The organism is Corynebacterium faecale (assembly GCF_030408735.1).
GTDB lineage: Bacteria > Actinomycetota > Actinomycetes > Mycobacteriales > Mycobacteriaceae > Corynebacterium > Corynebacterium faecale.
The window spans coordinates 1,295,231-1,317,893 of sequence record NZ_CP047204.1 but is presented as its reverse complement, the minus strand read 5'-3'; the positions used below and the strand labels follow the sequence as shown (position 1 = coordinate 1,317,893).

The window sequence follows — 22,663 nt, the reverse complement described above, 5'->3', positions numbered from 1 at the left end:
TCAGGCACGTCACGGGCAAGGTTTTCCGGAAGATGGCCCAAAAGAAAAATCCCGCCCGAAGGCGGGATCTCCCCTTATTAACAGCGGTGCAGACTAACCGAGGTCAACCTGGAAGGCGGTTGCGTTCAGCTCGGAGGTGATCTCCTCGACGAGCTCTTCTGGAACCTCACGCTCGACGCGCAGGATCAGGACAGCACCATCACCTTCGGCGGCCTGGGTCAGCGCCGCAGCCTCGATGTTGATGCCGGCGGTGCCGAGCTTGGTGCCCACGGTACCCAGGGCGCCGGGGGCGTCGGTGTACTCGAGGAACAGGTTGCGGCCCTCGGCACGCAGGTCCAGGCCACGGCCGTTGATCTTGGTGATCTTGTCCACGCGCTCCAGGCCGGTTAGTGCGCCCACGACGGAGGCGGTGTTGCCTTCGCCGGTGACAACCTTGACCTCAACCACGGAGCGGTGGGTGACGGACTCGGAGTTGGTCTTGACATCAACGTTCACGCCGCGCTCCTCGGCGATGCGTGGTGCATTGACGAAGGTGACCGGCTCTTCGATGATGCCGGAGAACAGGCCACGGACTGCGGACAGACCCAGGGCGGAAACATCCTCGCTGGAGAGTTCACCGCGGGCAACGACCTCGAGGGAGACAGGTGCGCCGTCGACAAGCTTTCCGGCCAGCAGGCCGAGCTTGCGGGCAAGTTCCATCCACAGGGCGACCTCTTCGCCGACCTTGCCGCCGGAGACGTTCACGGCGTCTGCGACGAACTCGCCGGCCAGTGCCTTGAGCACGGAATCAGCGACATCGGTGCCGGCGCGGTCCTGTGCCTCCTCGGTGGATGCACCCAGGTGAGGGGTGACAACAACCTGAGGGAGCTTGAACAGCGGGGAGTCGGTGCAGGGCTCGGAGTCGTAGACATCGAAGCCGGCGCCACGGATGTGGCCGGATTCGATGGCGTCAGCCAGTGCCTGCTCATCAACCAGACCACCGCGGGCAGCATTGATGATGATCTGCCCCTTCTTGGCCTTGGCCAGGAGCTCGGCGTTGAACATGCCGGCGGTTTCCTTGGTCTTGGGCAGGTGGATGGTCACGAAGTCGGAGCGGCCAACGAGTTCTTCCAGCTCCACCAGTTCAACACCGAGCTGCGCTGCGCGGGTCGGGTTGGCGTAGGGATCGTAGGCGATGATGGTGGTCTCGAATGCTGCGAGACGCTGCGCGAAGAGCTGACCGATGTGGCCGAAACCGACGATACCGACAGTCTTGCCGAAGATCTCCACACCGTTGAAGGAGGAGCGCTTCCACTCGCCGTCACGCAGGGTTGCGTCAGCGGCCGGGATCTGGCGTGCGGTGGACAGCAGCAGGGACACTGCGTGCTCACATGCGGAGTGGATGTTGGAGGTCGGTGCGTTGGCAACCATGACACCGGCTTCGGTGGCGGCTGGGATGTCAACGTTGTCCAGGCCCACGCCCGCACGGCCGACGATCTTCAGGTTCGGCGCTGCTGCGATGACTTCTGCATCCACCTTGGTTGCGGAACGCACGAGGAGTGCATCTGCTTCCTTGACTGCGTCGAGCAGTTCAGGGCGGTTAGGTCCGTCAACCCAACGGACCTCAACTGCGTCACCCAACGCGTCAACGGTGGACTGCGCTAGCTTGTCGGCGATAAGTACTACCGGACGGCCATTCTGGCTCACAAGATACTCCTGGAAGAACTAGGAATGTCCGCCTGCAGCAGGCACGACCGCGTCGGCTGCAGACGTGTCCACGCCGGGTTTTGGCGTGCGACTTCCAACATTCTAAACCCTCCGCTTTATCTTCGAACACCTCGGGCCATATTCACTGGGGTGGGACACACCCCCAATGGTTCCCGAAGGTGCACCACAACACACCCAAACGCCCAGTTCACAGGACCCGTGGACAAGACAAGCTACCGCTGCACTACTGATATGACACGAACCACGGACGTGGGTTCACATCCTCGTAGGTCTGCTGCGGGGTGAAGGTGGGCAGGTCCTCGTCGTAGAAGTTCTTCCACGCCATGAAGAAGTTGGGGTCCAGGTCCTGGCGCAGTGCGTCCCAGGTGGCGTACTTCTCGCCTGCGGAGCCGTGTCCATCAGCATGGAGGACAAACGCCAACTCCAGGTGGTCGGTGTTGATCTGCTCGCGGTCACGCAGCATCTGCAGCTGGAACTGGTGCAGGATGAAGGCCTTCTGAGGAAGCCCCTCCTCGCGGACCAGCTCGGCCAACCAGTCTGCGACCTCGTTGACCTCTGCAGCCTCGACGTGCCCGACCCGTGCCATGGGCTGCTCATCCGGCCCGATGCGCCATTCAGGATCCAAAGCCAGGCCCACATTGGGTCGCTTGAGCAGTTCCTCGTAGTACTTGGCCATTTCCAGGAAGGTGGACCTGCCGGGCTGGATATCCAGCACCACGTATCCACCGGCTTCGGTGATGGCGTCGATGTAGCCGACGAGTTCATCCGGGTTGGTCTCATTGACATAGTTGCCATCAGGACCAGGGACATCGGAGGCCACCGTGGCGATGATCTCGAAGGCCGGGATGACCGGCTGGTCCTCGAACACCTGGTATTCCGCCGCCTTGTCCAGGGCGCGCTGGGCCGCCTCGGCTGCGGGCTGCTCGCCCATGGCGCCCAGGGCCGGGCCGGAGGGGTGACCGTAGAAGGCGATCATGCGTCGACCGGGGAACACCAGTCCGCCGCCGCCGGGCAGTTCCTCGGTGACGGTTTCGCCGCGCTCGATCTTGGCGGCCAGCTGCTCGCCGGAGCCGAACTGCTCACCGAGTGCCAGCAGTGGCTTATCCGCCAGGCCTGCGACCATTTCCATGTGCTCGGCGTTCAGGCGCGGATCGGGGTGATCCATGAAGCGCAGGGTGGCTCCATAGGCGCGTGCGGTGGCCACGGAGGAAATCCCAGATTCAGCGCTGACCAGGACGATCGGTGCCATCTGGCCATCGCGGGCGCTTTGAGCGGGGAACGCGGGCAGCTTCTCATCACCGGTGGTCTCCGGCATCTGCTCCCATGCCGGGACCAGCAGCGTCTGATTCTCCGGGGAGAGTTCGGCGGTGACACGTGTGACGTCTGAGATGTCTTCAACGGTCTGCGGCTCAAACTGCAGGGCGGTCAGCTGCGCCAGCGCCTCATCGGTGCCGCGGTCACGGATGACGGTGATGTCATCGGAGCCATCAAAATCCGGGAGGGCCTCGCCGACGATGAGCACGCTGGTGGCGCCGAGACGCTCGATCTCAGCGAGGATCTCCTCGTCGTTTCCACTTGGCGCGTGCAGCACCGGCGCGTGCGACACCACACCGATGGACGCCGCGCGCAGTTCCTCGGCGATACCAGCGCCGGAGACCACGACGGTGTCCGACTGATCAAAGAACATCTGGCTTGTCCCGATGCCGGAAAACCCCGGATCACTGATCACGGTGGGCTCGGATGGAAACGCCTCCGAAACCTCGCGGCTGACATTGGCGGTCCGTGCCTCGCGGTACGGCCGGTTGTCATCCTCCTGCCCGGTAACGGCAGCGCTTGTCGACGCCTCTTCCGCAGCCGTTTCACTCTCGGTACTGGCGCACGAGGCCAGCCCCAACGCGAGCACCGCCGCGGCGGTGCCGGCGGTCAGAGTTCTCATTCGACGAAGTCTGCATTCCAATTGGTGGCCTTCCGATGGTGATGTGCTGGTGGTGAACCCAAATTACCGATTGGCGGTGATACCCACAAAAGCATCGGGGCCATCCAGTCCCCCCGCGAGGTCATCTTCATCAATATCATGGACCACCGGCTTGCCGATGGCCTCCTCGATCATGGTGAGGAACCGTTCACGCCTGTCCACGAAGAATGCCTCGGCGTTGGAGGAATGCAGATGCTCGGCCTGCAGGAGGTGAGTGTTGAGCATGGCATCGAACTCCTCATCCCCCATCAGGGATTTGGACTGCACCCGGGGCAGGTAGCGCGATGGCGGGGTGTCCCCGATGACCACCTCGGTGCGCCGCCCCATCGGGGTGCGGTTGAGGACGGAATCCGACAGGACCGGGCTGATGCCACGCTCACGGCACCAGCGGGAGGGGAAGATCTGGTGGAAGTTGCACCCCAATTCATCGAAGGTCCACCGGTCGAACTGCTGGCCGGTGCGCCAGTCCCGGGCTCCCCTGCCCATGAGAAGCGCGAAGACACCCTTCCACACACCCGTGCGGGGACCAGCGCTGAACAGACGGGAGGCATGGAAGACGGTGTCGCGCACGGTCTTGGGTTCCATCACATCATCGCCTCCGTTCCGGACCCAGGCGGTGACCTGGTCGGTGTCGCGTCCTGCGCGGGAGATCACCGCGGGAGAACCATACAGTTCTCCGAGCACGCCACTCCAGAACCACCGGTTGAGGCGGTCCCAGGCGGTGGAGCTGGCCAGCTCCTCGGCGGTGAGCAGCGTGAGGATGACGGCGAGTGGAATCAGCTGGGCAGTATAGGGAACCTGATCCACACTGAGGATACAGCGCTGGCGGAGGAACTCGGCGGCTTCCACGAAGCCCCCACGCACCTCTTCGGATGCCTGGATGTATTCCTTGCGGGTGAGGTTGAGGATATCCTCGCGGTGCCCCACCGCCCTGCCCTTGCGGGCGGACACCAAAAGCGCCACGGCCGTGAGGAACTCGGTGCGGCCGATGCCATCGAGGGCCTGATGCTGGCGGAGGAGTTTTTCGGTGCGCACCCAGTCATCGCGCAGGGAGAATTCGGTCTCACAGGAATCATCGGTGGCGAACACCGCGGTGAGCAGATCAAAGACATCCATCTGCAGACCGGAGGAGTTGGCCTGGGCGAAGATGGATCCCACTCCCCCCTTGGCGGTCTCACGGTCAAGTCGGATCATGGGGATGTCATAGGTGACGATCTTCCGGCCCACCTGTGCGTGGAATTTTTTAGCGTTCTCCCTGGCACCGTCGCCGGCGAGGTCGGCCAGATCAAAGAGGAGGCTGGCGCCGTCGTCGCCAAGCAGCATCGATACCGGCACGCACCCGGCGGACAGCGCCGACTGCAGATCGGTGATGCCGCCGTCGAGCTTGGGGCCGAAGTGGGACTTGATCGCTCCGGTCTCATCGACGGAGAACACGGCCTCATCCGGCATGACGGGGGATTCGATGGCTTTGGCCACGTCCACGTAGAATTTGCGGCGCACGCGCTTGTCGCGGAAATCAAAGGAATCGACGTAACCATCGCCGCGGAGACAGTGGTAGAGCGTGGTGAGGCGCTGCTGTCCGTCGAGAAGCAACAGGCCGGGATCACGGCCGGTGTCGGGGGCGCCCTGCAGCGGGCGGGGGCGGAAGCGCATCTCCTCGCCGCGGGTGTCCAGCGCCATGAGCACACCGACGGGGAAACCACGCAGGACGGTGACGATCAGGCTGCGGATGCGGTCAACATCCCAGGAGTATTCCCGTTGGAAATCCGGCAGTTGGAGATCGCCCCGGTCAATCCGGGCGAAGAGGTCTGTGAGCGCATAACTCGGCGTGGAAAAACCCATGGGTCACACTCTATATCAGCACACCGTCTCATGATCGCTGTGTGCGGCACTCTCCAATTGAATGGTCGAATGATCGATACCCAGTTTGTTTAATTCCGCTTCTGCCCGATCCAACACCCCACAGGAGAATATGTGCTGAAAATCGGTATCAACCACAATATGGCAGGTGGCGAGCACCTCCCGGCCGTCGATGCTCCAGATATGCAGATCATGAATATCTTCCACACCCGGAATCTCCCTCAGAACGCGATCCACTTCAGCGGGATCCGCACCATCCGGGACACGCTCGAGAAGGATATTCACGGCATCCTTCAGCAGACCGAAGGCGCGCGGGAGGATGATCGCAGCGATGGCGATGGAGGCGATCGTGTCCGCCGGCATCCAACCGGTGTAGCGGATCACCAGACCGGCGATGATGACGGCAACTGAACCCAGCATGTCACTGAGCACATGCAGCAGCGCTCCACGCATATTGATGTTGCCGTCCTGGTGACGCATGAGCACCAGCGCGGAGACGCCGTTGGTGAGGAAACCGATCACCGCGACGATGAGCATGAGCCCGGTCTGGATCTCCGTGTCTGAACCCAGCCGCATGATCGCCTCCACCACGATCCACACCGACACCGCCGCCACCACCAGCGCATTGGTCATGGCGGCGAGCACTTCCACCCGCTTGAAGCCGTAGGTGGCGCGATCTGTCGGTGCCCGGCGACCAATCAGCATGGCAACCAGTGCGATGATCAGGCCCGTGGCATCGGAGAGCATATGCATGGCATCAGCCAGCAGCGCCAGCGATCCGGAGACCAGTCCCGCGATGAGCTCAGCGAAGAACACGGTGCCGGTGAGGATGAGAACCGCGGCGAGGGCCTTCAGGGACTTGGGCACGTGGGAATGGCCACTGTGGTCATGGTGGTGGTCATGGGTGTGCGCTGTCATACCTCTAACCCTGCCACACTCCGACGCTTATTGAAAGCCTGTTGAAAATGTGGTGATCATTCCACCATTCCCCCTACCTGCGCAAATGAAAACTATTGTTAATTAGGCCGACTTCACCATCCCGGGATCCCGTCACGGAATATGGCAACAGCTGCGCCACCCGGCATGGATGACCATCAGCCCTCCAGGAAGCCCGATGTGCAACCGGGGCGTCGGAGATCAAGCCGGGACGTAGTACTCAGCGAGATAGACGAACCCGCCCGCGGCAGTCGCGGCAACTCCGACACTGTAGGGCCCTATATCTTCGGACGGACTGGAAAGGAGATAGGCGATCCATGCCTCCACATCAGCCTCCCGGATCCGGAAAATCTCCATGACCCGGCCATCGCCGAAATCAAAAACCCAGGTTCCGTACTCATCAAAGGTGAGCTCACCTCTGGCGGCACGCTGCACATAGTCCTGCGCGACAACCTCAGCGGCCCGGGAGACAGGTGTACCACCATTGATGTGGTTTCTTTCAGACGCATCCTTGAGGCGGTCCGCGAGACTTGCCTCGGAGGATCCAAAGTTGAGGAAGGAGGAGAAGTCACTGGATTGCGCATGAGCCATCGGGGCCCCGGTGAGCGCCAATATCGCAGCAAGTCCCACGGCGGTGAATTTAGTTTTGTTTCCCATATCACTATTCTGCCAAGATGTGACGCAATAGGCAATAGTGATTATGCCAGGTACATCCGCAGTCCTTAACTGACCTGCAACCAACCCCTCAGGGGATTTCTGGACTCCACCCTACGTTTCCTGTGACGCACTCACCATGAAGGTGCGTGAAGGCGGACGCGTAGTGAAAACCTCGGTGTGGCTTACCACCGGTGTCAATTCGGAAGGGTATCGGGAGTTACTTGGTATGCAGGTCGCCACGTCCGAGTCGGTAGCCTCCTGGACGGGTTTCTTCCGGGACTTAAAAGCACGAGGTCTTAACGAGGTCTACCTGGTGACCAGTGATGCTCACCTGGGGATCCAGCACGCCATCGGTGAGGTCCTGCCGAATGCCTCGTGGCAACGGTGCCGGACGCACTTTTCGAAGAACCTGTACGGGATGATGTCGAAGACGCAGTGGCCGACCTTGTCGGCGATGTTTCACACGATTTTCCAGCAGCCGGATGCGCAGTCAGTATGGGCCCAGGCCAGGGATGTGGTGGAGTTCTGTCAGCAGAAGTTCCCGGATGTGGCCGATTACCTGGATGAAGCTCTTGATGAGCTGCTGGCGTTCACGAACGCGCCCAAGGCTGTGTGGACCAAGGTCTGGTCGAATAACCCGACTTCAGCGGTTGAATCGTGAGATTCGCCGGCGTACTGATGTGGTGGGCATTTTCCCGAACCGGGACGCTGTTGTTCGCTTGGTTGGTGCGGTCTTGGCGGAACAGCATGATGATTGGATTGAAGCAGAAGCGGTACATGTCGTTGACGAGCCTGGAGCAGACCAGGGCGATGATGACTGCGAATCTCATTGACTCGGACGAGATTACTTCTGAGATCATCCGGAAGGATGTGGCGTGAGCCGGGGTCGTTATTTAGCTCGTGATGGTCCTTAAGGTCGTTGCGCTGCTTGCTTTATCGAAAGGGCAGATACACCACTCAGCCGGACTGGACCACGAGCTAGTTAGGCAGCGAGAATGGATCTATTTAGTGACTTGTGCCCATTTCGCTAGCGTCAGTCTCGGATCTAGTCGTTGCCGTATTCCGGCATTAAATAATCCCAATCATCACTTTCTACGACAAATTCTGTTTCGATACCCGCCTGGTCAATGTACTCAAATCCTTCCAAAGCCAGACCACAGTAATGGCAGGAGAAAAAGTCTGGCGAAAAAGTTATTTCCACATGGGGCGGGTCTCCAGGTTCATCCGAGTAAATCAATTCACGATCAGTAGCTTCATCAGATTCGGCGGTACCATATTTATCACATGCTGGGCACTTCGCTTCAGCTTTGTAGGATGATCCCCAGTAAGTAACTCTGTTGGCTTGCCACTTCCGTTCCTCTTCGGCAGACATGGTGTGGCTTTGGAATCGCATTAAGTTTCTCTTAGCGCCCTCCACCGCAGCCTCTACTTGTTGTTCTATTCGTTTCTTATTTAGTTCTAGATAAGTTTCAACTCTTCCCGAGTGGTAGAGGCCAACAAGGTCAGATACTCCCCTGTCATTGGAATAAAGAAGAACAGAAGTTAGTGACCATAACTTTTCCCACCAAATATTTTCCGGTAGCTGAAGAAAAGTAATGTCACCACCATGAAGGTACTCGTTTCGCGCATTTGCGATTTTCTGCGCTTCACTAGCATCAAAAGGACGGAAGATTTTTGCGCATCGCTTAAACGCTGTAGATGCTTGTACAGTTACGTGCTTTGCCCCCGATTCAAGACCAAGCGCTTTGAGTAGTTGCACCCCACCGTCATGCTGGGGGTCAACAACTAAAACAGGGGAAGTATTGGCTAAGGCCCACTTAGCGAGCTGCTCTAACGCCAGTGAAGCCCAAAGCCGTCGTTCGTCATCACTTCGAACTTGAGGATCATCCAGCGATCGGTTGAAAAACAGCTTAGCTTTCAACCAATAACCTTCCGGCGCATACGGGTTCATCGTACTCCCTGAAATATCAATCGTTTTAATACCCGGCTTTCGTCACCTTTTTTCATTTCCTCCCGGCCATGTAATACGATTTTGTTTCTGAGGAAAACTAATTTGGGCTGATCCCAATATATTTCTTGGATTTCAGCAACAGGAGGGTTCGTCAAGTACTCAGCGAGTGCCCTTGACAGGTGGTCTGCAGGTTCCATGCATCCGGGATCAAAACGAATTTCTTTAAATCCACTAGTGGCCTCGGTTAGCCAAGTATCATTGCCTCCTCTCACCACAAAAACTCCATTTTTAGATTTCCAGGGAACTTGAGATGGCTTCCAGACCCGGGTCGGAGTTTCATTCTCTTTTTCACTCCAGAGAAGTACGTAATCGGGTTGAATGCGATGATGGGCTCCATCAGTATGAAGAGGCTGACGTCCAGTACCGGTTAGAGCACTTAACGAAGAAGGATTTGCTTCTGTTTTCTCCTTGGGGATCAAGGCTGTTAGAAGTCCGCTTCCTTTTCTAGTCTCGCGAGGCATCCACCCTAATACCCTCGCTTCGGCCAAGATTCGACTCTCTAGCGAAATTAACTCAGGCAGTTTCAACTCACGTACTGCAATCCCAGTATCTTGTGATTCGTCTAATAAGTCCTGCAAAAATTTACTCACAGAGGATCATGATATCCGTTCATCCAGCACTCATCACGGTGTTAAGAGAAAATAGTTCTACAGTTAATATCCGATCTTCTCACATTTGAGGGGCGGATTAGGATTGTAATATTTCAAGTTGTTCGCCGGGATCCTCTCCTGTTCTCCGCATCTGAATCACTTCGAAAGATCGCTTCACGCTTCCTTTCTCCTCTGTCTCTTCTATGCGTAGCTTCACCATGAACTTCAATCCAGTTCGGAAATTAATATCCCCCAAATGCACCGCATGGGCAAAATCATCGTCCAACATTTTTGCGGTAAACGTCCCATACTTTTCACAGTACAAACGCCATTTTCGTTTCTGAGTTTGACGGATATGCGGGGTATCTACTTCTACCACTAGATCTTCTAGTCGAATAACAGGCTCTGAGTAATCGGCTAAATCCTCAATCGCCTCAGCATCGTCTTTGTTGAGAGATAATTTCCCTTCTTCCCCTGTCCCGTCGACTTCAAGGGAGTCAATACGGCCATCCCTTAATGGCCGCGTAATTCCCTTACATCCACTGATGAAACGGGGCTCATCCTGTAAATTATTTACGAGTCGGGCCAACGCAATATTTCCGAGTTCATCAAACAATTCATCTCTAGTCTTCTTTTTTCCTACTGCTTTATCACGAACAGCTTTAATGCCTCCCATGACCGCGTCTTTAAGAGTAAAACCTGTAATCGTGGCGATCCCGCCAGCAATGGCAAGATTTTCTTTAGTAAGAAGAGATTTAGCGTGATCAATCCACGACAAGTCAATGGACAGAATTACTTCAAAAGAACCAGGATTAACTTCTTGTACTTTCACGTGGGGTGTGCGTTCATCCCCAGGGATCATTTCACGATAAGCAGCTCGATGTAACTCGCCAAAAGCTAATAGAGCTGGCCCGAGAATAGTCACATCCATTGTGTGATCTTCTACATCGGGACCGTCATATTTGGCGGTGAACTCCTCGATCTTCATTCTTGGCATGGTATCTCAGTCCTTCTATGGAATGAGTAATTTGAGCTTATGTGGTCTTGGTAGGTTAACCCCGTTGAGGTTGTTTTAATAGTGCAATTAAATCCTCAACAGTGAGTGTGACCCATTACTTTCCTGGGTCCGTCACACCGTGGCGTTTGTGGACCACGATTCCGACATGCGCGCCATAGTTAATTGCTTCGGCCTGGGCCTCGTTGATCCACGCGGGCAAGCTCATCTTCGTGATGTTCTTGCACTCGTCGGCCAGGAGGCGATCGTGGGAGTCCCTCACGTTGGCGATGTCGCCCTTATCCAATGCCCCAGCCTTGGTCATGCGGTCAATCTCGCGGATCCCCAGCCCGGCGCGCAGATGGTCTGCAACTAGGCGTTCAAAGCTGGATCCGATTTTCTTCGCGCTGGCTCGTGTCCTACTCATGTGTTCTTCTCCAGCTTGGTGAGGACTGACCACCCAAGGTCGGTGATCCCGTCGCTATCGGTGAGTTCGAGTTCCCGTAGTCTCCACAGGTGTGAGTACGGGCTGCGCTTACCCCGGGAGGTACAGCGTAGGGCTTTGCGCTCCATGTAATCCAGGGCTGCAGCGAGGGTGGAGGGGTCAGCCATTGTCGCCCTCCAAAATGCGGGTGAGTTCCATCTGAGTCGGGCCCATCGCATAATCACATCCCTGTGCATACATGCAATCGTCGTGAGGGGATGGCCGGGATTCAAAAGCGACTTTCACACCCTCCACCTCGGCCCGTAGTTTCTGGTGGGCTTGTTTCTCCGCGATCAGGACATCCACCAACGCAGGGGCAGCGGCGGCGAGTTTTCCGTCTGCCACCACTGCGAAACTTGCCCACGCATCGGCTATAGCGCCCACTGTCAACAGTGATTCGCCGGTTTCGTCGATAATAATGTCCGAGCCGTCAACCTCGTCGGTTGCATGCCATTGGCCGGGGGTGGTTCCTTCCCGCATGGCTTTCAGCTGCTCACTCGTGAAATCAGACATCGTTGTGTTCCTCTCGTGCTGTGCGTAGGCGGTCGATCACATCTGCGGTGACGTCTGGGGAGAACTCTGTGATGTCATCGTCTGGCGCGCCCTCGATCCAATCGAGCATGATGTCTACCGGTATCCGGGTTCCTCGGATACACGGCACCCCACCTACCCGCCACGGGTTGGTCCACACGTCCGGGTGGTCATACACCCACGACGGGAGACGCTCATCCTCTGTCGGTGCTTCGAAGAGGTTGAGGCGCTCCATGATCATGTCGCGGGTGGCTTCCCGCTTTCGATAGGGCATATGGTTCATCCAGCGGACAATGATGGTCATGAGTGTGGTGATGATTCGGTCGGTCATGATTTGCCCTTCGGGTTCCAGAATTTCCACCAGGAACGGCGGGTGGGTTTAGGGGTGGCACTGATCACCACGGGGAGTAGGAGATCAATGGAGAACTTCATCGCGAGTTGACGGTCAGCATCGGTGATATACTCGCCGGACGCTTTGAGGTAGAGGGGCTGGTCGGTTTTCCGCGATCTGGGGAAAGACTGGTGAGTCCTGTCTTCGGTCATGGCTTCACCTCCGGCACTAGTCGGGAGATCAGGACGATGTTGGAATTTGCCACCCTCATTTTCCCGTCACCAGTGAGAAAGGTGAGCGACCATTCACCAGTGATGTCACCATTACGACGATCTTTTACCCCGACAAGCAAGATCTTCCAGCTCACCTTTCCTGACCAGCCACACCTCATCATGTGGCACATCCTCCGGGCGGGGCGGATCAGGAAGCGGGGTGACCATATCGGCGGAAGATTTCACTACGAGGAAATCATCGCGCAGAAGCAAGACTTTGCCGTCAAGGTCAAGCTTTCGGATGGTGAAGCGCCTGTCAGACCCGGCGATCCTGCACTGCATCCTGTAATACTGATTCGTATCATTGCCCTGCTCGATCAGCTCAGCGAGGGTCGGTAGGTGCGTGGCAGGCAGAAGGGTAACCAGATTTTCTGCAGCCGTGCGATACCCAAGCACCCGGCCAGGGGCACGTTCGGCATCGGCATCCTCTGCCCATGCATTCAGGGATGTTATTAGTGCACGCACTTTCTCCGCGTCGATCCACTGGTCCGGGAGGGACTGGATCAATTCGGCGGCGGCGCGAGCCACTCCCACGCGAGGGCCGGAAAGATTCGGGGTAGTGGTGATGCAATCAGCCCATTCGCGGGCTTGGTCAAGATTTGAGTTGGTCATGCTTCCTACTCCTTCTCGGGTGGACTGACAGCATCTCGGCGCGCCGGGCAGTCATGTAGTGGGTGTAGGGGCGTGTGGTCATGTTGTGGCTCTTCGTAGTGCGCAGCTGATGGTTTCTGGGGTGAGTCCGTAGGCGTCGCTGAGGCGTTTGAGGGCACGGTGTTCATCCCGGAGGCTGCTGCCCAGTGATCGGAGAACTTCAAGTGTTCGCGCTCGAGGTCGACCCCTGGGTTCTCCTGGCGCATAGCGTCGATGACATCCTGGTCGGGCATCCCCCCCTCGGGAAGACGCTCCCCCCGCTTCGGTTTGGGGGCTGGTCCCCCTTGGGGGACTACAGGGGGGTGTCCCTATGTTTTTGTCAAGGGGTGGGCCCTGTACTCGGGAAGCCACTTCGGGGGTAAGTCCTGCTTCCGGCGATAAGCATGCGTAAGCGACTGGCCAACATTGATGGCGTTGACCAGCTGGTCGTGCTGACGGTGGGTTAGGCAGCAGCCCTGGCAGGTACCTCTCGGAAGTATTCAGCTCGGGTCAGCATCGCGTAAATGACATTGCACCGCCGCCTGGCCAAACACATGATCGCAGCATTATGCCGCTTGCCCTCAGCTCGTTTTCGCTCATAATAGGTCTTCGATGGTTCGTGGAACCGGATCGATGCGAACGCGGAGTAGAACAACGCATTCTTCAGTCTCTTGTTGCCTGATCTAGCGGGGAATTCACCACGGATTGATGTGCCGGATCTTCGTGTCACCGGGGCGATCCCGGCGTATGCAGCCAGGTGCCCGGCGGACCGGAAGTCGGAGCAGTCGCCCACAGCCAGGAGGATGTTGGCTGCGGTCAAGATGGCCAACTCCCGGCATAGATATCAAGACCTGATGAAGAGGGAATTCTTCGAGTAACTCCTCAACTTGTTCAGCGATGGTTGCGCGCTGTTCCAGCAGAGCCTTGATGTTGGTGGCCAGCTGCGGGATGACAATCTCAGCAGCAGCAGTTCCAGGAACGATGACGGTCTGGGCTTTCAGCCCTTCGAAGATAGCATCCACCAGCTTCGTGGGATCCTTCTTTGCCCGGTTACTCATCCAGGTGTGAACACGCTGGTAACCAGCCTTTTTCATCTTTGTAGGTCCGCCGTAGTGAATCAGCATCTCCAGCACCAGGGGCCTGGTGATGATGTCACCGACCAGGGCTCGTTCGAAGCTGGGGTAGATCTGAGTCAGCACGCTGCGGAGTCGGTTGATCGTGCGAGTGCAATCCTTGGCTATGTCATCATCGAATCCAGATAACATCTTCAGTGCTGAGAGGACTTCGTTGTCGCGGTCGACAGCACGCAAGGTATGCGGCATGGTCCGTGCCGTGTCGGCGATGATGAAGGCGTCCCGACGGTCGGTCTTCGACCTGCCTGGATACAGGTCAGCGGCCTTTCTCATGGCCAGGCCGGGCAGGTAACCGACCAAGCAGCCGGCATCCCAGGCCACGGCGATCGGGAGTGCTCCGATGGTATTGGGCTGGTCAACGACCATCAGGACGGTGCCGTGTTCTTGTAGATCGGTGAAGACTTTCCGCAGTTCAGTTTCGTCTTGGGGCAGGGGTTTGTCGTAGATGATGTCGCCTGCAGGTGTCATGGCATGAGGTGTGGTGGGCGGTTTTCCAACGTCTAATCCGATGGTGACGTCGATGGTGCCGGTGGTCATGGCCGGCCTCCTTGTGGTGTCGTAGCAACAGTGACAGGTACAGCGTTGTCGCTGGTGTCGTGACATCCGATGCTGGCACCCACGGCTACTTTGAGAACTGAGTCTGATGACTCGTCCGTGTCCCTATTAGCAGTCAACGGTTGTCCTGGTAGCCCGGCGGCAACACCCCTAAGGACTCATGGTAACTACAGGGCGATTAAGCCATGACCTCGCCCAGCAACTCACCCCATTATCGGGGATACCATCAAAGTAACGGGTTCTTGGACGGTTCTTCTTTTGGTTCAAGGACGGATTGGGTGACAAGGATGACACCCCGTGTCGGGCTTGATGGGACGCCTCAACGACGGGTTCAGATTCCACACCGTGGGTCGCTTATCGGATGGGAGATGCCGAACGAACCGCTGATCTCCCCGGGTAATCAAACCGCGTTCCTCCATCGCCTTGACCTGACGGATGACGGTGCGCCTGGAGCACACTGCTCGGTCTGCGATCCTTGATATGACGGCCACGCTGATGAGCCATCATCATGTGCGCGGTCCGCCAGGGCGTAAAGAATGACCATCTCGGTTGGGGATTCCACCGGGGCGTGTTCCATTACCCAGGTGATTGCTTTGAGGCTCACTGGTCCTCCTCTCGGATTAGTGAAATGAATAATGCAAGAAAGACGTCCAAGAACACCTCGGTGGTGTTGTGGACGTCCTGTTCAGGTTCAGCCAGCCACGCCCGTAGGTCAGCGCGCTGGCGGGGTGTGTAGCCCAATGGGGTCACTCCTCAGATGGGCTGGTTCAAAATGGGGGTTCATCATCGGGCATCCCCGGCGCGGTCGGGGTGGCATTCCATGGGTCATTGCCCAGCGCAGGCTGTCCACCTAGCCTCTGCTGGACGTTGGTCTGCGCTTGCCCGAATCCCCCGGTGGCGGGTTGTCGATTCCCGAACTGACCACCTTGACCTTGCTAGGTGAAGCCGACGCCCCTCGGGTTGCGGGTGACATCAGCTTTCGCGTACTTCAACGAGGGGCCGATCTCATCGACCTCCAACTCGAAGATGATCCGCCTCTCACCCTCACGGGTCTCATACGAACGCTGCCTAAGTCGCCCCTGGGCAATCACCCTCATGCCCTTGGTCAATGACTCCGCCACGTTCTCCGCAGCTTCGCGCCAAATATTGCAGGTGAGGAGCAATGCCTTACCGTCCTCCCACTGGTTCGTGGTCTGGTTAAACGTCCTCGGTGTGGAGGCGATACGGAAGTTCGCCACCGCCGCACCCGACGGGGTAAACCTCAACCCCGGATCCGCATTCATCTTCACCAACCACCCCTGCGAATACGACCGGGCCGGGGTATCAACCACCCACCGCGGCCTCATGCTGCGACCTCCCCTACTGCCTGATCCACATAGACCCTCGAGAATCAGATCGCTTGGCCCGCGGCGATGTAGCGGATCGGTGGGTAGAGCGTCCCCGCTCGAGCGTGGTCGAGGAGAGAATTTTTTGAGATCCCCAGAATCTCCGCGGCCTCGGAGGCGGAATACGTTCTCGCTTTAGATTCATTACATCCTCTAGCCACGGATCCTCACCTCCCGCACATCCTCATACTTGACCAGCTCAATCACTTCCTGATGACCTGACACGGTTAATGATGAATCCGGCGTGATGCTCGACCGGAGTGGATGGGGTCTGCCTATGTTTCGGTGTAGGCTTCATAGTGTTTTCCCTTTCTGGAAACATGAAGCGCGCCACTTCCGACAAAGTGGTGCGCTAATTATTTTTATGTGATTTGATAAGTCACTATGAATAATCCTGTGACATATCTATTGGACCTTCTGCGGGGTTGGGGAAGTGATCAGCGCAACGGTGACCCCTTTACAGATCCTGAGAGCAACGACTACTACTCAACAGTCGTATTGACGGGTGGCGTTTTAATTAAAGAGATATACGATTTCATTAACAGCACCCGGGGAACCGCACACGATTTAAGCTTCTACGAAACTCAAGTAATTCAGTGGGGCCTTATAATTCACAAAATCGGAGCTCAAATCATGGTTGAAGACAAAGACCTCGACAATGCCCTTTTTGGCCTTAGGACTCTGGCTCCTTACTGGCAGTCATCTTTTCCTGCATCAACAAAAGAAGAAGCGCTCACACTGAGTGAAGCCGTAGATGAGCTCAATAAAGTTATTCACGATGACCCTGATTTCCCCGAGGAATTAAAACGCTACTGCTTTGGGGTTTTTGCCTCAGTAAGACATGACATTTCCCAGTTTGAACTTTTTGAGGAATTTAACCTTCAAGATGCCATCGACCGGCTCATCGCAGCAACAAGCCATGTAGCAAAACATTATGTAGGCGAAGATGCTCCGACTGGGAAAGTCGCGATGGTTTTCAATAAGCTTATCAACATCGCGAAGTTTGGAAAATCCTCCCTAGAAGCAGTAGATGCCGGCCAGAATGTCCTCCAGAGCCTCACTCAGGGTTCATAGCTCGTAGGATTTCCATTTCAACTACTCCGGCCGCCAGCTTTTTTACCTCCTTTCCGGACAATGTTTCATCTACCGACAAAACATCTTAGTAAATTCTTCCCAAGCTATCAGCATGATTTTCTCTATCCTTTGACAACATGCCTTACTCCTTTCAGTAGATAAGTTTCAGTGTGGGTGGCGCAGCCATGCCGACGCAAGGGCTCACCTGAGGGCATAGCTTGGCGGCGACGATCTCATGAATGAGTTCCGCATTTGTCACCCCAGTGCCCTCCCCAGTCATGAACTGACGCCCGACGCGATCCGGGAGAAGGGCCACGGACCCGGCATGTAAGTCCGGGTTTCTAACACCCGCACATCGTTGATCGGTGCAGGTGAGCTAAGTAGCCTTCACTATTGAGTTCTGAAATATCGTGTCCATCAGCCCAACCCAACACCCAGGTGGGCGGTCTCTGGTCCCGATGACTAAGAGCCTGCGCAGGGAATCGAACCCCGCGAGAAAACCGTTCAGGCAACCAGAAGAACAGGGCCCGTACCCCCGAGGCGCTTATGCAGCTCATGCAGCCTCTTGGCAGTGATCCGAACCGTGGGATCCGCCTGCTCCCACTGCCCTGTCTGCTCATTGATGAACCGGCCACCCAGTTTGTGAGACAGCAGACCGGCGTCGATCTTTGGCTGGTACGCCTCCCAATGGGCGCGCTTACCCTTTGCCTTGAAGATCCACTTGATCTCGCCGAGGTAATCGAACAGACGGTTCCTGCCCATCTCGATACCCGGATCCCGGCGCGGCAAGGTTCTCCCACGACTTCGCTGCCGGGGCCAATTCCTCAATCTGTTTCGCCTGAGCCTCGATCATGGAGTTCGCCTCCAACACCGCGTGAGCCAGCAACTTGGGGCCGGTCAGTACTGCCGGCTTCTTCGCCTGGCGCTCGGACTCGAGGAAGTACTGCCGGGCCCGCTTGCCTTTCTCGGTCCGCTGGATCATGGAGATCTCTTTCGCCATATCCAAAGAGATGATGTGGTTGAGTGCAGCCCGTTCCCTGCCGCGAGAATCCTATACCCGGTCATTTTTGACCGCGTAGTCCTGATCTTCGACAAAGCCGTACTCGACCATCTAAAGTCGCGGGCGTCCCGGCGTGATATTCCGATTGCTGCCCAGTTGGAGCAGATCCTCCGGGAGCAGATAATAAACAAGGGCCCCACAGATTGGGTGTTCTGTGGGGCCCAGGGACAAGCTATGAGGTCATCTCGGTTGTCGGTGTATGTCTCGCGTGCGGCGAAGTTCGCAGGAGTGGAACGTGTGCATTTGCATTCCCTGCGGCATTTCTTCGCATCTTCGTTGATTACGGCGGGTCGGCCGATTCATGAAGTTAGTGCCGTGATGGGGCACAGTAGCGCGTCGATGACGCTGGAGGTGTATACCCACATTCTTGACCGGGATGGTCGTGAGATGCGGGATACGATCTCCAGCGCGATCGCGGCACCTGAAAGCGGTGCCTTAATCCTGTTTGTGCTGGTAGTTTATGCGGTCTCGGTGAGTGGGTTCTTGACCCAGCTCATGAGGTCGCGCAGCTTGGAGCCGGTCTCCTCGATCGGGTGCTGTGCGTACTCTGCGCGCAGGCCCTCGAGCTCGGTGTTGCCGTTCTCGACGTTGGCGATGAGGTGCTTGGTGAAGGTACCGTCCTGGATTTCGGTCAGGATGTCCTTCATGCGCTCCTTGGTGTCAGCGTTGATCACGCGTGGGCCGGCGAGGTAGCCACCGAACTCAGCGGTGTCGGAGACGGAGTAGTTCATGTTGGCGATGCCGCCTTCGAACATCAGGTCAACGATGAGCTTGAGCTCGTGGAGAACCTCGAAGTAGGCCATCTCCGGCTCGTAGCCGGCCTCGGTCAGAACCTCGAAACCGGTCTTGACCAGTTCTTCGGTGCCACCGCAGAGAACAGCCTGTTCGCCGAAGAGGTCGGTGACGGTCTCAGCTTCGAAGGTGGTGGGGATGACGCCTGCGCGGCCGCCACCGATGGCGGAGGCGTAGGACAGTGCCAGTGCCTGTGCGTCACCGGTTGGGTCCTGGTCGATGGCGATGAGGCAGGGAACACCCTTGCCGTCGACGAACTGACGGCGAACCAGGTGGCCTGGGCCCTTTGGTGCAACCATGCCGACGATGATGTTGTCAGCTGGCTTGATCAGGTCGAAGTGGATATTCAGGCCGTGACCGAAGAGCAGTGCGTCGCCCTCGTTGAGGTTTGGCTCAACGTCGTTGGTGAAAATGGATGCCTGGGAGGTATCCGGTGCCAGGATCATGATGACGTTTGCCCATGCGGCGGCGTCAGCGGTGGTCTTGACCTCGAAGCCAGCCTCCTTGGCCTTCTCTGCGGACTTGGAGCCCTCGCGCAGGCCGATGACAACCTCGACGCCGGAATCGCGCAGGTTCTGTGCGTGGGCGTGGCCCTGGGAGCCGTAGCCGATGATGGCAACCTTGCGGCCCTGGATGAGGGAAAGATCAGCGTCTGCGTCGTAGAACAGTTCAATAGCCATGAGAGAAAATCTCACCTTTCGTGATTATCGTGGGGTTTTGTCCGCCACATGAGACAGAATACTACATATTGTTCTACCACATCTCATAGGATGGACTCTTGTTGGTCCATCCCATGCGTTTGTGGCACAACGTTGAGGAGTGTTTGAGGGGAAGGAATTTAAAGCTTTGCCGGAGCCATGGTCTTGGGACCACGGTTGAGGGCGATCTGACCGGACTCGATCAGTTCGCGGATGCCGAAGGGCTCCAGGACGTCGAGCAGGGCACGGAGCTTGCCTGGTGTACCGGTGGCCTCAATGACCACGGAGTCAGGAGCAACATCGACGACGCGGGCGCGGAAGATGTTCGCGGCATCGACGATCTGCGGACGGTTGGTGCTGTCCGCGGACACCTTCACCAGCATGATGGCGCGGGCGATGGTGGTTTCCTCTTCAAGTCGCACGACCTTGAGCACCGGGATCAGCTTGTTCAGCTGCTTGGTGATCTGCTCGATGTTGAGCTCGTCGGCGTCGACAACAACCGTGATGCGGTTGATGCCGGTGGTCTCAGTCTTGGCTGATACCAGGGAGACAAGACTGAATGCGCGTCGGGTGAACATACCCGAGACACGTGAAATGATACCGTCGACGTCCTGGACCAGAACGGACAGGGTGTGGCGGGTGATATCGGTGGTGGCCATCGTCATCTCTCCTTATCGTTCGGTTACTGCGTCGATGTCTGCTGGATCCTCGGCTGCGGACTCTTCATCGTCGAAGAGCGGGCGCAGGCCGATGGCGTACTGAATATCCGTGTTCGAGGAACCTGCGGACACCATCGGCCACACCTGGGCGTCCTCGCCCACGATGAAGTCAATGACCACGGGGCGGTCGTTGATCTCGCGTGCCTTCTGGATCGCCGGGAGTACCTCTTCAGCCTTGGTGACGCGGATGGCCACACAGCCGAGTCCTTCGGACAGCTTGACGAAGTCAGGCACATAGGAGCCCTGCTCGCGCAGCTTGGTGTTAGAGTAGCGGCCTTCGTAGAAGAGGGTCTGCCACTGACGCACCATGCCCAGGTTGCCGTTGTTGATCAGGGCGACCTTGATGGGGAAGCCCTCCACCGCGGAGGTGGTCAGTTCCTGGTTGGTCATCTGGAAACAACCGTCACCGTCAATCGCCCAGACCTCCTTTTCAGGAGCTCCGGCCTTGGCGCCGAGGGCTGCCGGAACGGCATAACCCATGGTGCCCAGACCACCGGAGTTGAGCCAGGTGCGTGGCTTCTCAAAGTCCACGAACTGTGCGGCCCACATCTGGTGCTGGCCCACACCGGCGCAGTAGATCGCGTCCGGTCCGGCTTCCTTGGACAGTGTCTCGATGACAAACTGTGGGGACAGGGCACCGTCGGGCTGCTCGTCGTATCCGCGTGGGAAACGCTCGCGCAGGTCACGCAGGTAGTTCACCCATGCGGTGATGTCACCGGTGGCGTTGGTCTTGTTGCGGACGGAGGTCAGGAGCTGGCTGAGCACCTCACGGGCATCACCCACGATGGGAACGTCAACCTGCTTGATCTTGCCGATCTCAGCCGGGTCGATATCAGCATGGATGATCTTGGCATCCGGTGCGAAGCTGTCCACATCACCGGTGACGCGGTCGTCGAAACGCGCGCCGATGGTGATGAGCAGGTCACTGCGCTGGAGTGCACCCACCGCGGCGACGGTGCCGTGCATGCCTGGCATACCGAAGTGGAGCTCGTGGGACTCAGGGAATGTTCCCAGCGCCATGAGGGTGGTGACAACGGGGATTCCGGTGTACTCGGCGAACTCCAGCAGTTCCTTGTGGGCATCTGCCTTGATCACGCCGCCACCAATATAAAGGACAGGCTTTTGTGCTTCACCGATCAGCTTGACGGCCTGCTCGATCTGGCGGGCGTGCGGAACCGACACGGGGCGGTACCCCGGCAGGTCGATCTTCGGTGGCCAGATGAAGTCCAGTTCTGCATTCTGGACGTCCTTGGGGATGTCCACCAGAACAGGTCCCGGGCGACCGGTGAGGGCGAGGTGGAATGCCTCGGCCAGAGCCTGGGGAATATCCTCAGGTTCAGTGACCATGAAGTTGTGCTTGGTCACCGGCATGGTGATGCCGCGGATGTCGGCTTCCTGGAAGGCGTCGGTGCCCAGGAGGCTGCGTCCGACCTGGCCGGTGATGGCGACCAGGGGGACTGAGTCCAGGTGAGCATCGGCGATCGGGGTGACCAGGTTGGTCGCACCGGGGCCGGAGGTGGCGATACAGACACCGACGCGGCCGGTGACCTGTGCATAACCGGTTGCTGCGTGGCCTGCGCCCTGCTCGTGGCGCACAAGCACGTGACGAACCTTTTCAGAGGAATACAGCGGGTCATATACGGGAAGAACCGCACCACCCGGAATGCCGAATACAATATCGGCATTCAATTCCTCAAGCGATCGAACAATTGCCTGCGCGCCTGTCATCCGCTCCGGGGCACCGGAGCGTGCACGGCTGGCAACCGTGGCTGGAGTGGGCTGTTGAGAAGCTGCCACGTTCACGACTTTCTGGCTCCTTTTCGTAGAAGGATTTCTGATGACCCCACGATGGGGTCATTATTGAATTGTTCCGACGCGGGTGCGTGTTCACGCGGTGCGACAGATGTCCGTGCAATGTCGGTGGCATAAGGTGGCTACCAACAAGAAAGCCCTCGATTCAGCACTGTGGTGAGTGCTGTCGAGGGCGCTTGACGAGACGACTTGTAAAAGGCCGTTACGGCACGCGCCGCGCAGCTACTAGTACAAGTCGAATAATGGTCATGGTGTGTAATGCTACACACACCCCGGAGTTTTGTGCCAGTTGTCCCCTCTTCAGGGGACCACCCCCACCACTCCCCCTCTCACCTCCCCAAACAAACAACCGGGACCGCCGCGGGCGGGCGTAACCAGAGGGCCCGGGGTGGCCGTCGATAAGCGCGTGGACATTTCCCCGCCAGCGAACCCACAGAAATCGGGGTTACCCTATCTT

General features: G+C 57.7%; 19 protein-coding genes and 4 pseudogenes. 3 read left to right on the top strand and 20 right to left on the bottom strand.

Going from position 1 to position 22,663, the window contains the following annotated elements:
• Window positions 1-93: 93 nt before the first annotated feature.
• From serA to CFAEC_RS06055, 5 genes are all read right to left on the bottom strand, one after another.
• Window positions 94-1,686 (bottom strand): phosphoglycerate dehydrogenase, encoded by a 1,593-nt coding sequence (gene serA, locus CFAEC_RS06075; protein WP_290279629.1) that lies wholly within the window; start codon window positions 1,684-1,686, stop codon window positions 94-96.
• Between the two features lie 244 nt (window positions 1,687-1,930).
• Window positions 1,931-3,643 (bottom strand): cell wall-binding repeat-containing protein, encoded by a 1,713-nt coding sequence (locus CFAEC_RS06070; protein ID WP_290279628.1) that lies wholly within the window; start codon window positions 3,641-3,643, stop codon window positions 1,931-1,933.
• 63 nt (window positions 3,644-3,706) lie between these two features.
• The gene (locus tag CFAEC_RS06065) at window positions 3,707-5,524 is read right to left on the bottom strand and encodes a GmrSD restriction endonuclease domain-containing protein (RefSeq protein WP_290279627.1); all 1,818 of its coding nucleotides are present in this window, start codon (window positions 5,522-5,524) and stop codon (window positions 3,707-3,709) included.
• Window positions 5,525-5,539: 15 nt separating this feature from the next.
• Window positions 5,540-6,460 carry a cation diffusion facilitator family transporter gene (locus CFAEC_RS06060; protein WP_290279626.1) on the bottom strand — a complete coding sequence of 307 codons (921 nt, stop codon included), beginning with the start codon at window positions 6,458-6,460 and terminating at the stop codon, window positions 5,540-5,542.
• Window positions 6,461-6,679: 219 nt separating this feature from the next.
• Entirely contained in the window at window positions 6,680-7,135 is a 456-nt protein-coding gene (locus CFAEC_RS06055) for a hypothetical protein (RefSeq protein WP_290279625.1), read from the bottom strand.
• Window positions 7,136-7,247: 112 nt separating this feature from the next.
• Between CFAEC_RS06055 and CFAEC_RS06050 the strand changes: the two are divergent.
• A pseudogene (locus CFAEC_RS06050) lies at window positions 7,248-8,014 on the top strand (IS256 family transposase); the annotation flags it as partial.
• A gap of 166 nt (window positions 8,015-8,180) precedes the next feature.
• Here the strand turns inward: CFAEC_RS06050 and CFAEC_RS06045 are convergent.
• From CFAEC_RS06045 to CFAEC_RS05995, 11 genes and pseudogenes are all read right to left on the bottom strand, one after another.
• The gene (locus CFAEC_RS06045; protein WP_290279624.1) at window positions 8,181-9,086 is read right to left on the bottom strand and encodes a hypothetical protein; all 906 of its coding nucleotides are present in this window, start codon (window positions 9,084-9,086) and stop codon (window positions 8,181-8,183) included.
• Window positions 9,083-9,736: a Fe(II)-2OG oxygenase family protein gene (locus CFAEC_RS06040; protein ID WP_290279623.1), complete on the bottom strand. Its 654-nt coding sequence runs from the start codon at window positions 9,734-9,736 to the stop codon at window positions 9,083-9,085. The genes CFAEC_RS06045 and CFAEC_RS06040 overlap by 4 nt, the downstream gene beginning before the upstream one ends.
• 97 nt (window positions 9,737-9,833) lie before the next feature.
• Entirely contained in the window at window positions 9,834-10,724 is an 891-nt protein-coding gene (locus CFAEC_RS06035) for an LAPAL motif-containing putative phage structural protein (protein ID WP_290279622.1), read from the bottom strand.
• 124 nt (window positions 10,725-10,848) lie between these two features.
• Complete coding sequence (locus tag CFAEC_RS06030; protein WP_290279621.1) at window positions 10,849-11,157, bottom strand: hypothetical protein; 309 nt, start codon at window positions 11,155-11,157, stop codon at window positions 10,849-10,851.
• A complete protein-coding gene (locus CFAEC_RS06025) occupies window positions 11,154-11,342 on the bottom strand; it encodes a hypothetical protein (RefSeq protein ID WP_290279620.1) in 189 nt (62 codons plus the stop codon). Before CFAEC_RS06025 ends, CFAEC_RS06030 begins: the two co-directional genes overlap by 4 nt.
• Window positions 11,335-11,727 carry a hypothetical protein gene (locus CFAEC_RS06020; RefSeq protein WP_290279619.1) on the bottom strand — a complete coding sequence of 131 codons (393 nt, stop codon included), beginning with the start codon at window positions 11,725-11,727 and terminating at the stop codon, window positions 11,335-11,337. Before CFAEC_RS06020 ends, CFAEC_RS06025 begins: the two co-directional genes overlap by 8 nt.
• Window positions 11,720-12,076 (bottom strand): DUF433 domain-containing protein, encoded by a 357-nt coding sequence (locus CFAEC_RS06015; RefSeq protein ID WP_290279618.1) that lies wholly within the window; start codon window positions 12,074-12,076, stop codon window positions 11,720-11,722. The genes CFAEC_RS06020 and CFAEC_RS06015 overlap by 8 nt, the downstream gene beginning before the upstream one ends.
• Window positions 12,073-12,288, bottom strand: a complete 216-nt coding sequence (locus tag CFAEC_RS06010; protein ID WP_290279617.1) for a hypothetical protein — start codon at window positions 12,286-12,288, stop codon at window positions 12,073-12,075. Before CFAEC_RS06010 ends, CFAEC_RS06015 begins: the two co-directional genes overlap by 4 nt.
• Before the next feature lie 111 nt (window positions 12,289-12,399).
• Entirely contained in the window at window positions 12,400-12,960 is a 561-nt protein-coding gene (locus CFAEC_RS06005; protein WP_290279616.1) for a hypothetical protein, read from the bottom strand.
• A 481-nt stretch (window positions 12,961-13,441) separates the two neighbouring features.
• A pseudogene (locus CFAEC_RS06000) lies at window positions 13,442-14,648 on the bottom strand (IS110 family RNA-guided transposase).
• A 785-nt stretch (window positions 14,649-15,433) separates the two neighbouring features.
• Window positions 15,434-15,949, bottom strand: a pseudogene (locus CFAEC_RS05995) (single-stranded DNA-binding protein).
• Window positions 15,950-16,435: 486 nt separating this feature from the next.
• On the opposite strand from CFAEC_RS05995, the gene CFAEC_RS05990 reads away from it, so the two are divergent.
• Window positions 16,436-17,125 carry a hypothetical protein gene (locus CFAEC_RS05990; RefSeq protein WP_290279615.1) on the top strand — a complete coding sequence of 230 codons (690 nt, stop codon included), beginning with the start codon at window positions 16,436-16,438 and terminating at the stop codon, window positions 17,123-17,125.
• 504 nt (window positions 17,126-17,629) lie between these two features.
• On the opposite strand, the gene CFAEC_RS05985 is transcribed toward CFAEC_RS05990, so the two are convergent.
• Window positions 17,630-17,914, bottom strand: coding sequence for a phage antirepressor KilAC domain-containing protein (locus tag CFAEC_RS05985; RefSeq protein ID WP_290279614.1), 285 nt, complete (start codon window positions 17,912-17,914; stop codon window positions 17,630-17,632).
• 85 nt (window positions 17,915-17,999) lie between these two features.
• Here CFAEC_RS05985 and CFAEC_RS14285 point away from each other — a divergent pair.
• Window positions 18,000-18,494 (top strand): annotated as a pseudogene (locus CFAEC_RS14285) (tyrosine-type recombinase/integrase); the annotation flags it as partial.
• A 149-nt stretch (window positions 18,495-18,643) separates the two neighbouring features.
• On the opposite strand, the gene ilvC reads toward CFAEC_RS14285, so the two are convergent.
• From ilvC to CFAEC_RS05965, 3 genes are all read right to left on the bottom strand, one after another.
• On the bottom strand, window positions 18,644-19,657 hold the full coding sequence (gene ilvC, locus CFAEC_RS05975; protein ID WP_290279613.1) for a ketol-acid reductoisomerase: 1,014 nt from the start codon (window positions 19,655-19,657) through the stop codon (window positions 18,644-18,646).
• A 158-nt stretch (window positions 19,658-19,815) separates the two neighbouring features.
• Window positions 19,816-20,334 carry an acetolactate synthase small subunit gene (gene ilvN, locus CFAEC_RS05970; RefSeq protein ID WP_290279612.1) on the bottom strand — a complete coding sequence of 173 codons (519 nt, stop codon included), beginning with the start codon at window positions 20,332-20,334 and terminating at the stop codon, window positions 19,816-19,818.
• Between the two features lie 12 nt (window positions 20,335-20,346).
• A complete protein-coding gene (locus tag CFAEC_RS05965; protein ID WP_290279611.1) occupies window positions 20,347-22,197 on the bottom strand; it encodes an acetolactate synthase large subunit in 1,851 nt (616 codons plus the stop codon).
• Between the last annotated feature and the right edge of the window lie 466 nt (window positions 22,198-22,663).

What these genes read in the sequence shown, in the direction of transcription:
- CFAEC_RS06070 (WP_290279628.1), bottom strand. Translation starts at nt 3,643, where the DNA reads ATGAGAACTCTGACCGCCGGCACCGCCGCGGCGGTGCTCGCGTTGGGG.
- CFAEC_RS06065 (WP_290279627.1), bottom strand. Translation starts at nt 5,524, where the DNA reads ATGGGTTTTTCCACGCCGAGTTATGCGCTCACAGACCTCTTCGCCCGG.
- CFAEC_RS06060 (WP_290279626.1), bottom strand. Translation starts at nt 6,460, where the DNA reads ATGACAGCGCACACCCATGACCACCACCATGACCACAGTGGCCATTCC.
- CFAEC_RS06055 (WP_290279625.1), bottom strand. Translation starts at nt 7,135, where the DNA reads ATGGGAAACAAAACTAAATTCACCGCCGTGGGACTTGCTGCGATATTG.
- CFAEC_RS06045 (WP_290279624.1), bottom strand. Translation starts at nt 9,086, where the DNA reads ATGAACCCGTATGCGCCGGAAGGTTATTGGTTGAAAGCTAAGCTGTTT.
- CFAEC_RS06035 (WP_290279622.1), bottom strand. Translation starts at nt 10,724, where the DNA reads ATGAAGATCGAGGAGTTCACCGCCAAATATGACGGTCCCGATGTAGAA.
- CFAEC_RS06030 (WP_290279621.1), bottom strand. Translation starts at nt 11,157, where the DNA reads ATGAGTAGGACACGAGCCAGCGCGAAGAAAATCGGATCCAGCTTTGAA.
- CFAEC_RS06025 (WP_290279620.1), bottom strand. Translation starts at nt 11,342, where the DNA reads ATGGCTGACCCCTCCACCCTCGCTGCAGCCCTGGATTACATGGAGCGC.
- CFAEC_RS06020 (WP_290279619.1), bottom strand. Translation starts at nt 11,727, where the DNA reads ATGTCTGATTTCACGAGTGAGCAGCTGAAAGCCATGCGGGAAGGAACC.
- CFAEC_RS06015 (WP_290279618.1), bottom strand. Translation starts at nt 12,076, where the DNA reads ATGACCGACCGAATCATCACCACACTCATGACCATCATTGTCCGCTGG.
- CFAEC_RS06010 (WP_290279617.1), bottom strand. Translation starts at nt 12,288, where the DNA reads ATGACCGAAGACAGGACTCACCAGTCTTTCCCCAGATCGCGGAAAACC.
- CFAEC_RS06005 (WP_290279616.1), bottom strand. Translation starts at nt 12,960, where the DNA reads ATGACCAACTCAAATCTTGACCAAGCCCGCGAATGGGCTGATTGCATC.
- CFAEC_RS05990 (WP_290279615.1), top strand. Translation starts at nt 16,436, where the DNA reads ATGAATAATCCTGTGACATATCTATTGGACCTTCTGCGGGGTTGGGGA.
- ilvC (WP_290279613.1), bottom strand. Translation starts at nt 19,657, where the DNA reads ATGGCTATTGAACTGTTCTACGACGCAGACGCTGATCTTTCCCTCATC.
- ilvN (WP_290279612.1), bottom strand. Translation starts at nt 20,334, where the DNA reads ATGGCCACCACCGATATCACCCGCCACACCCTGTCCGTTCTGGTCCAG.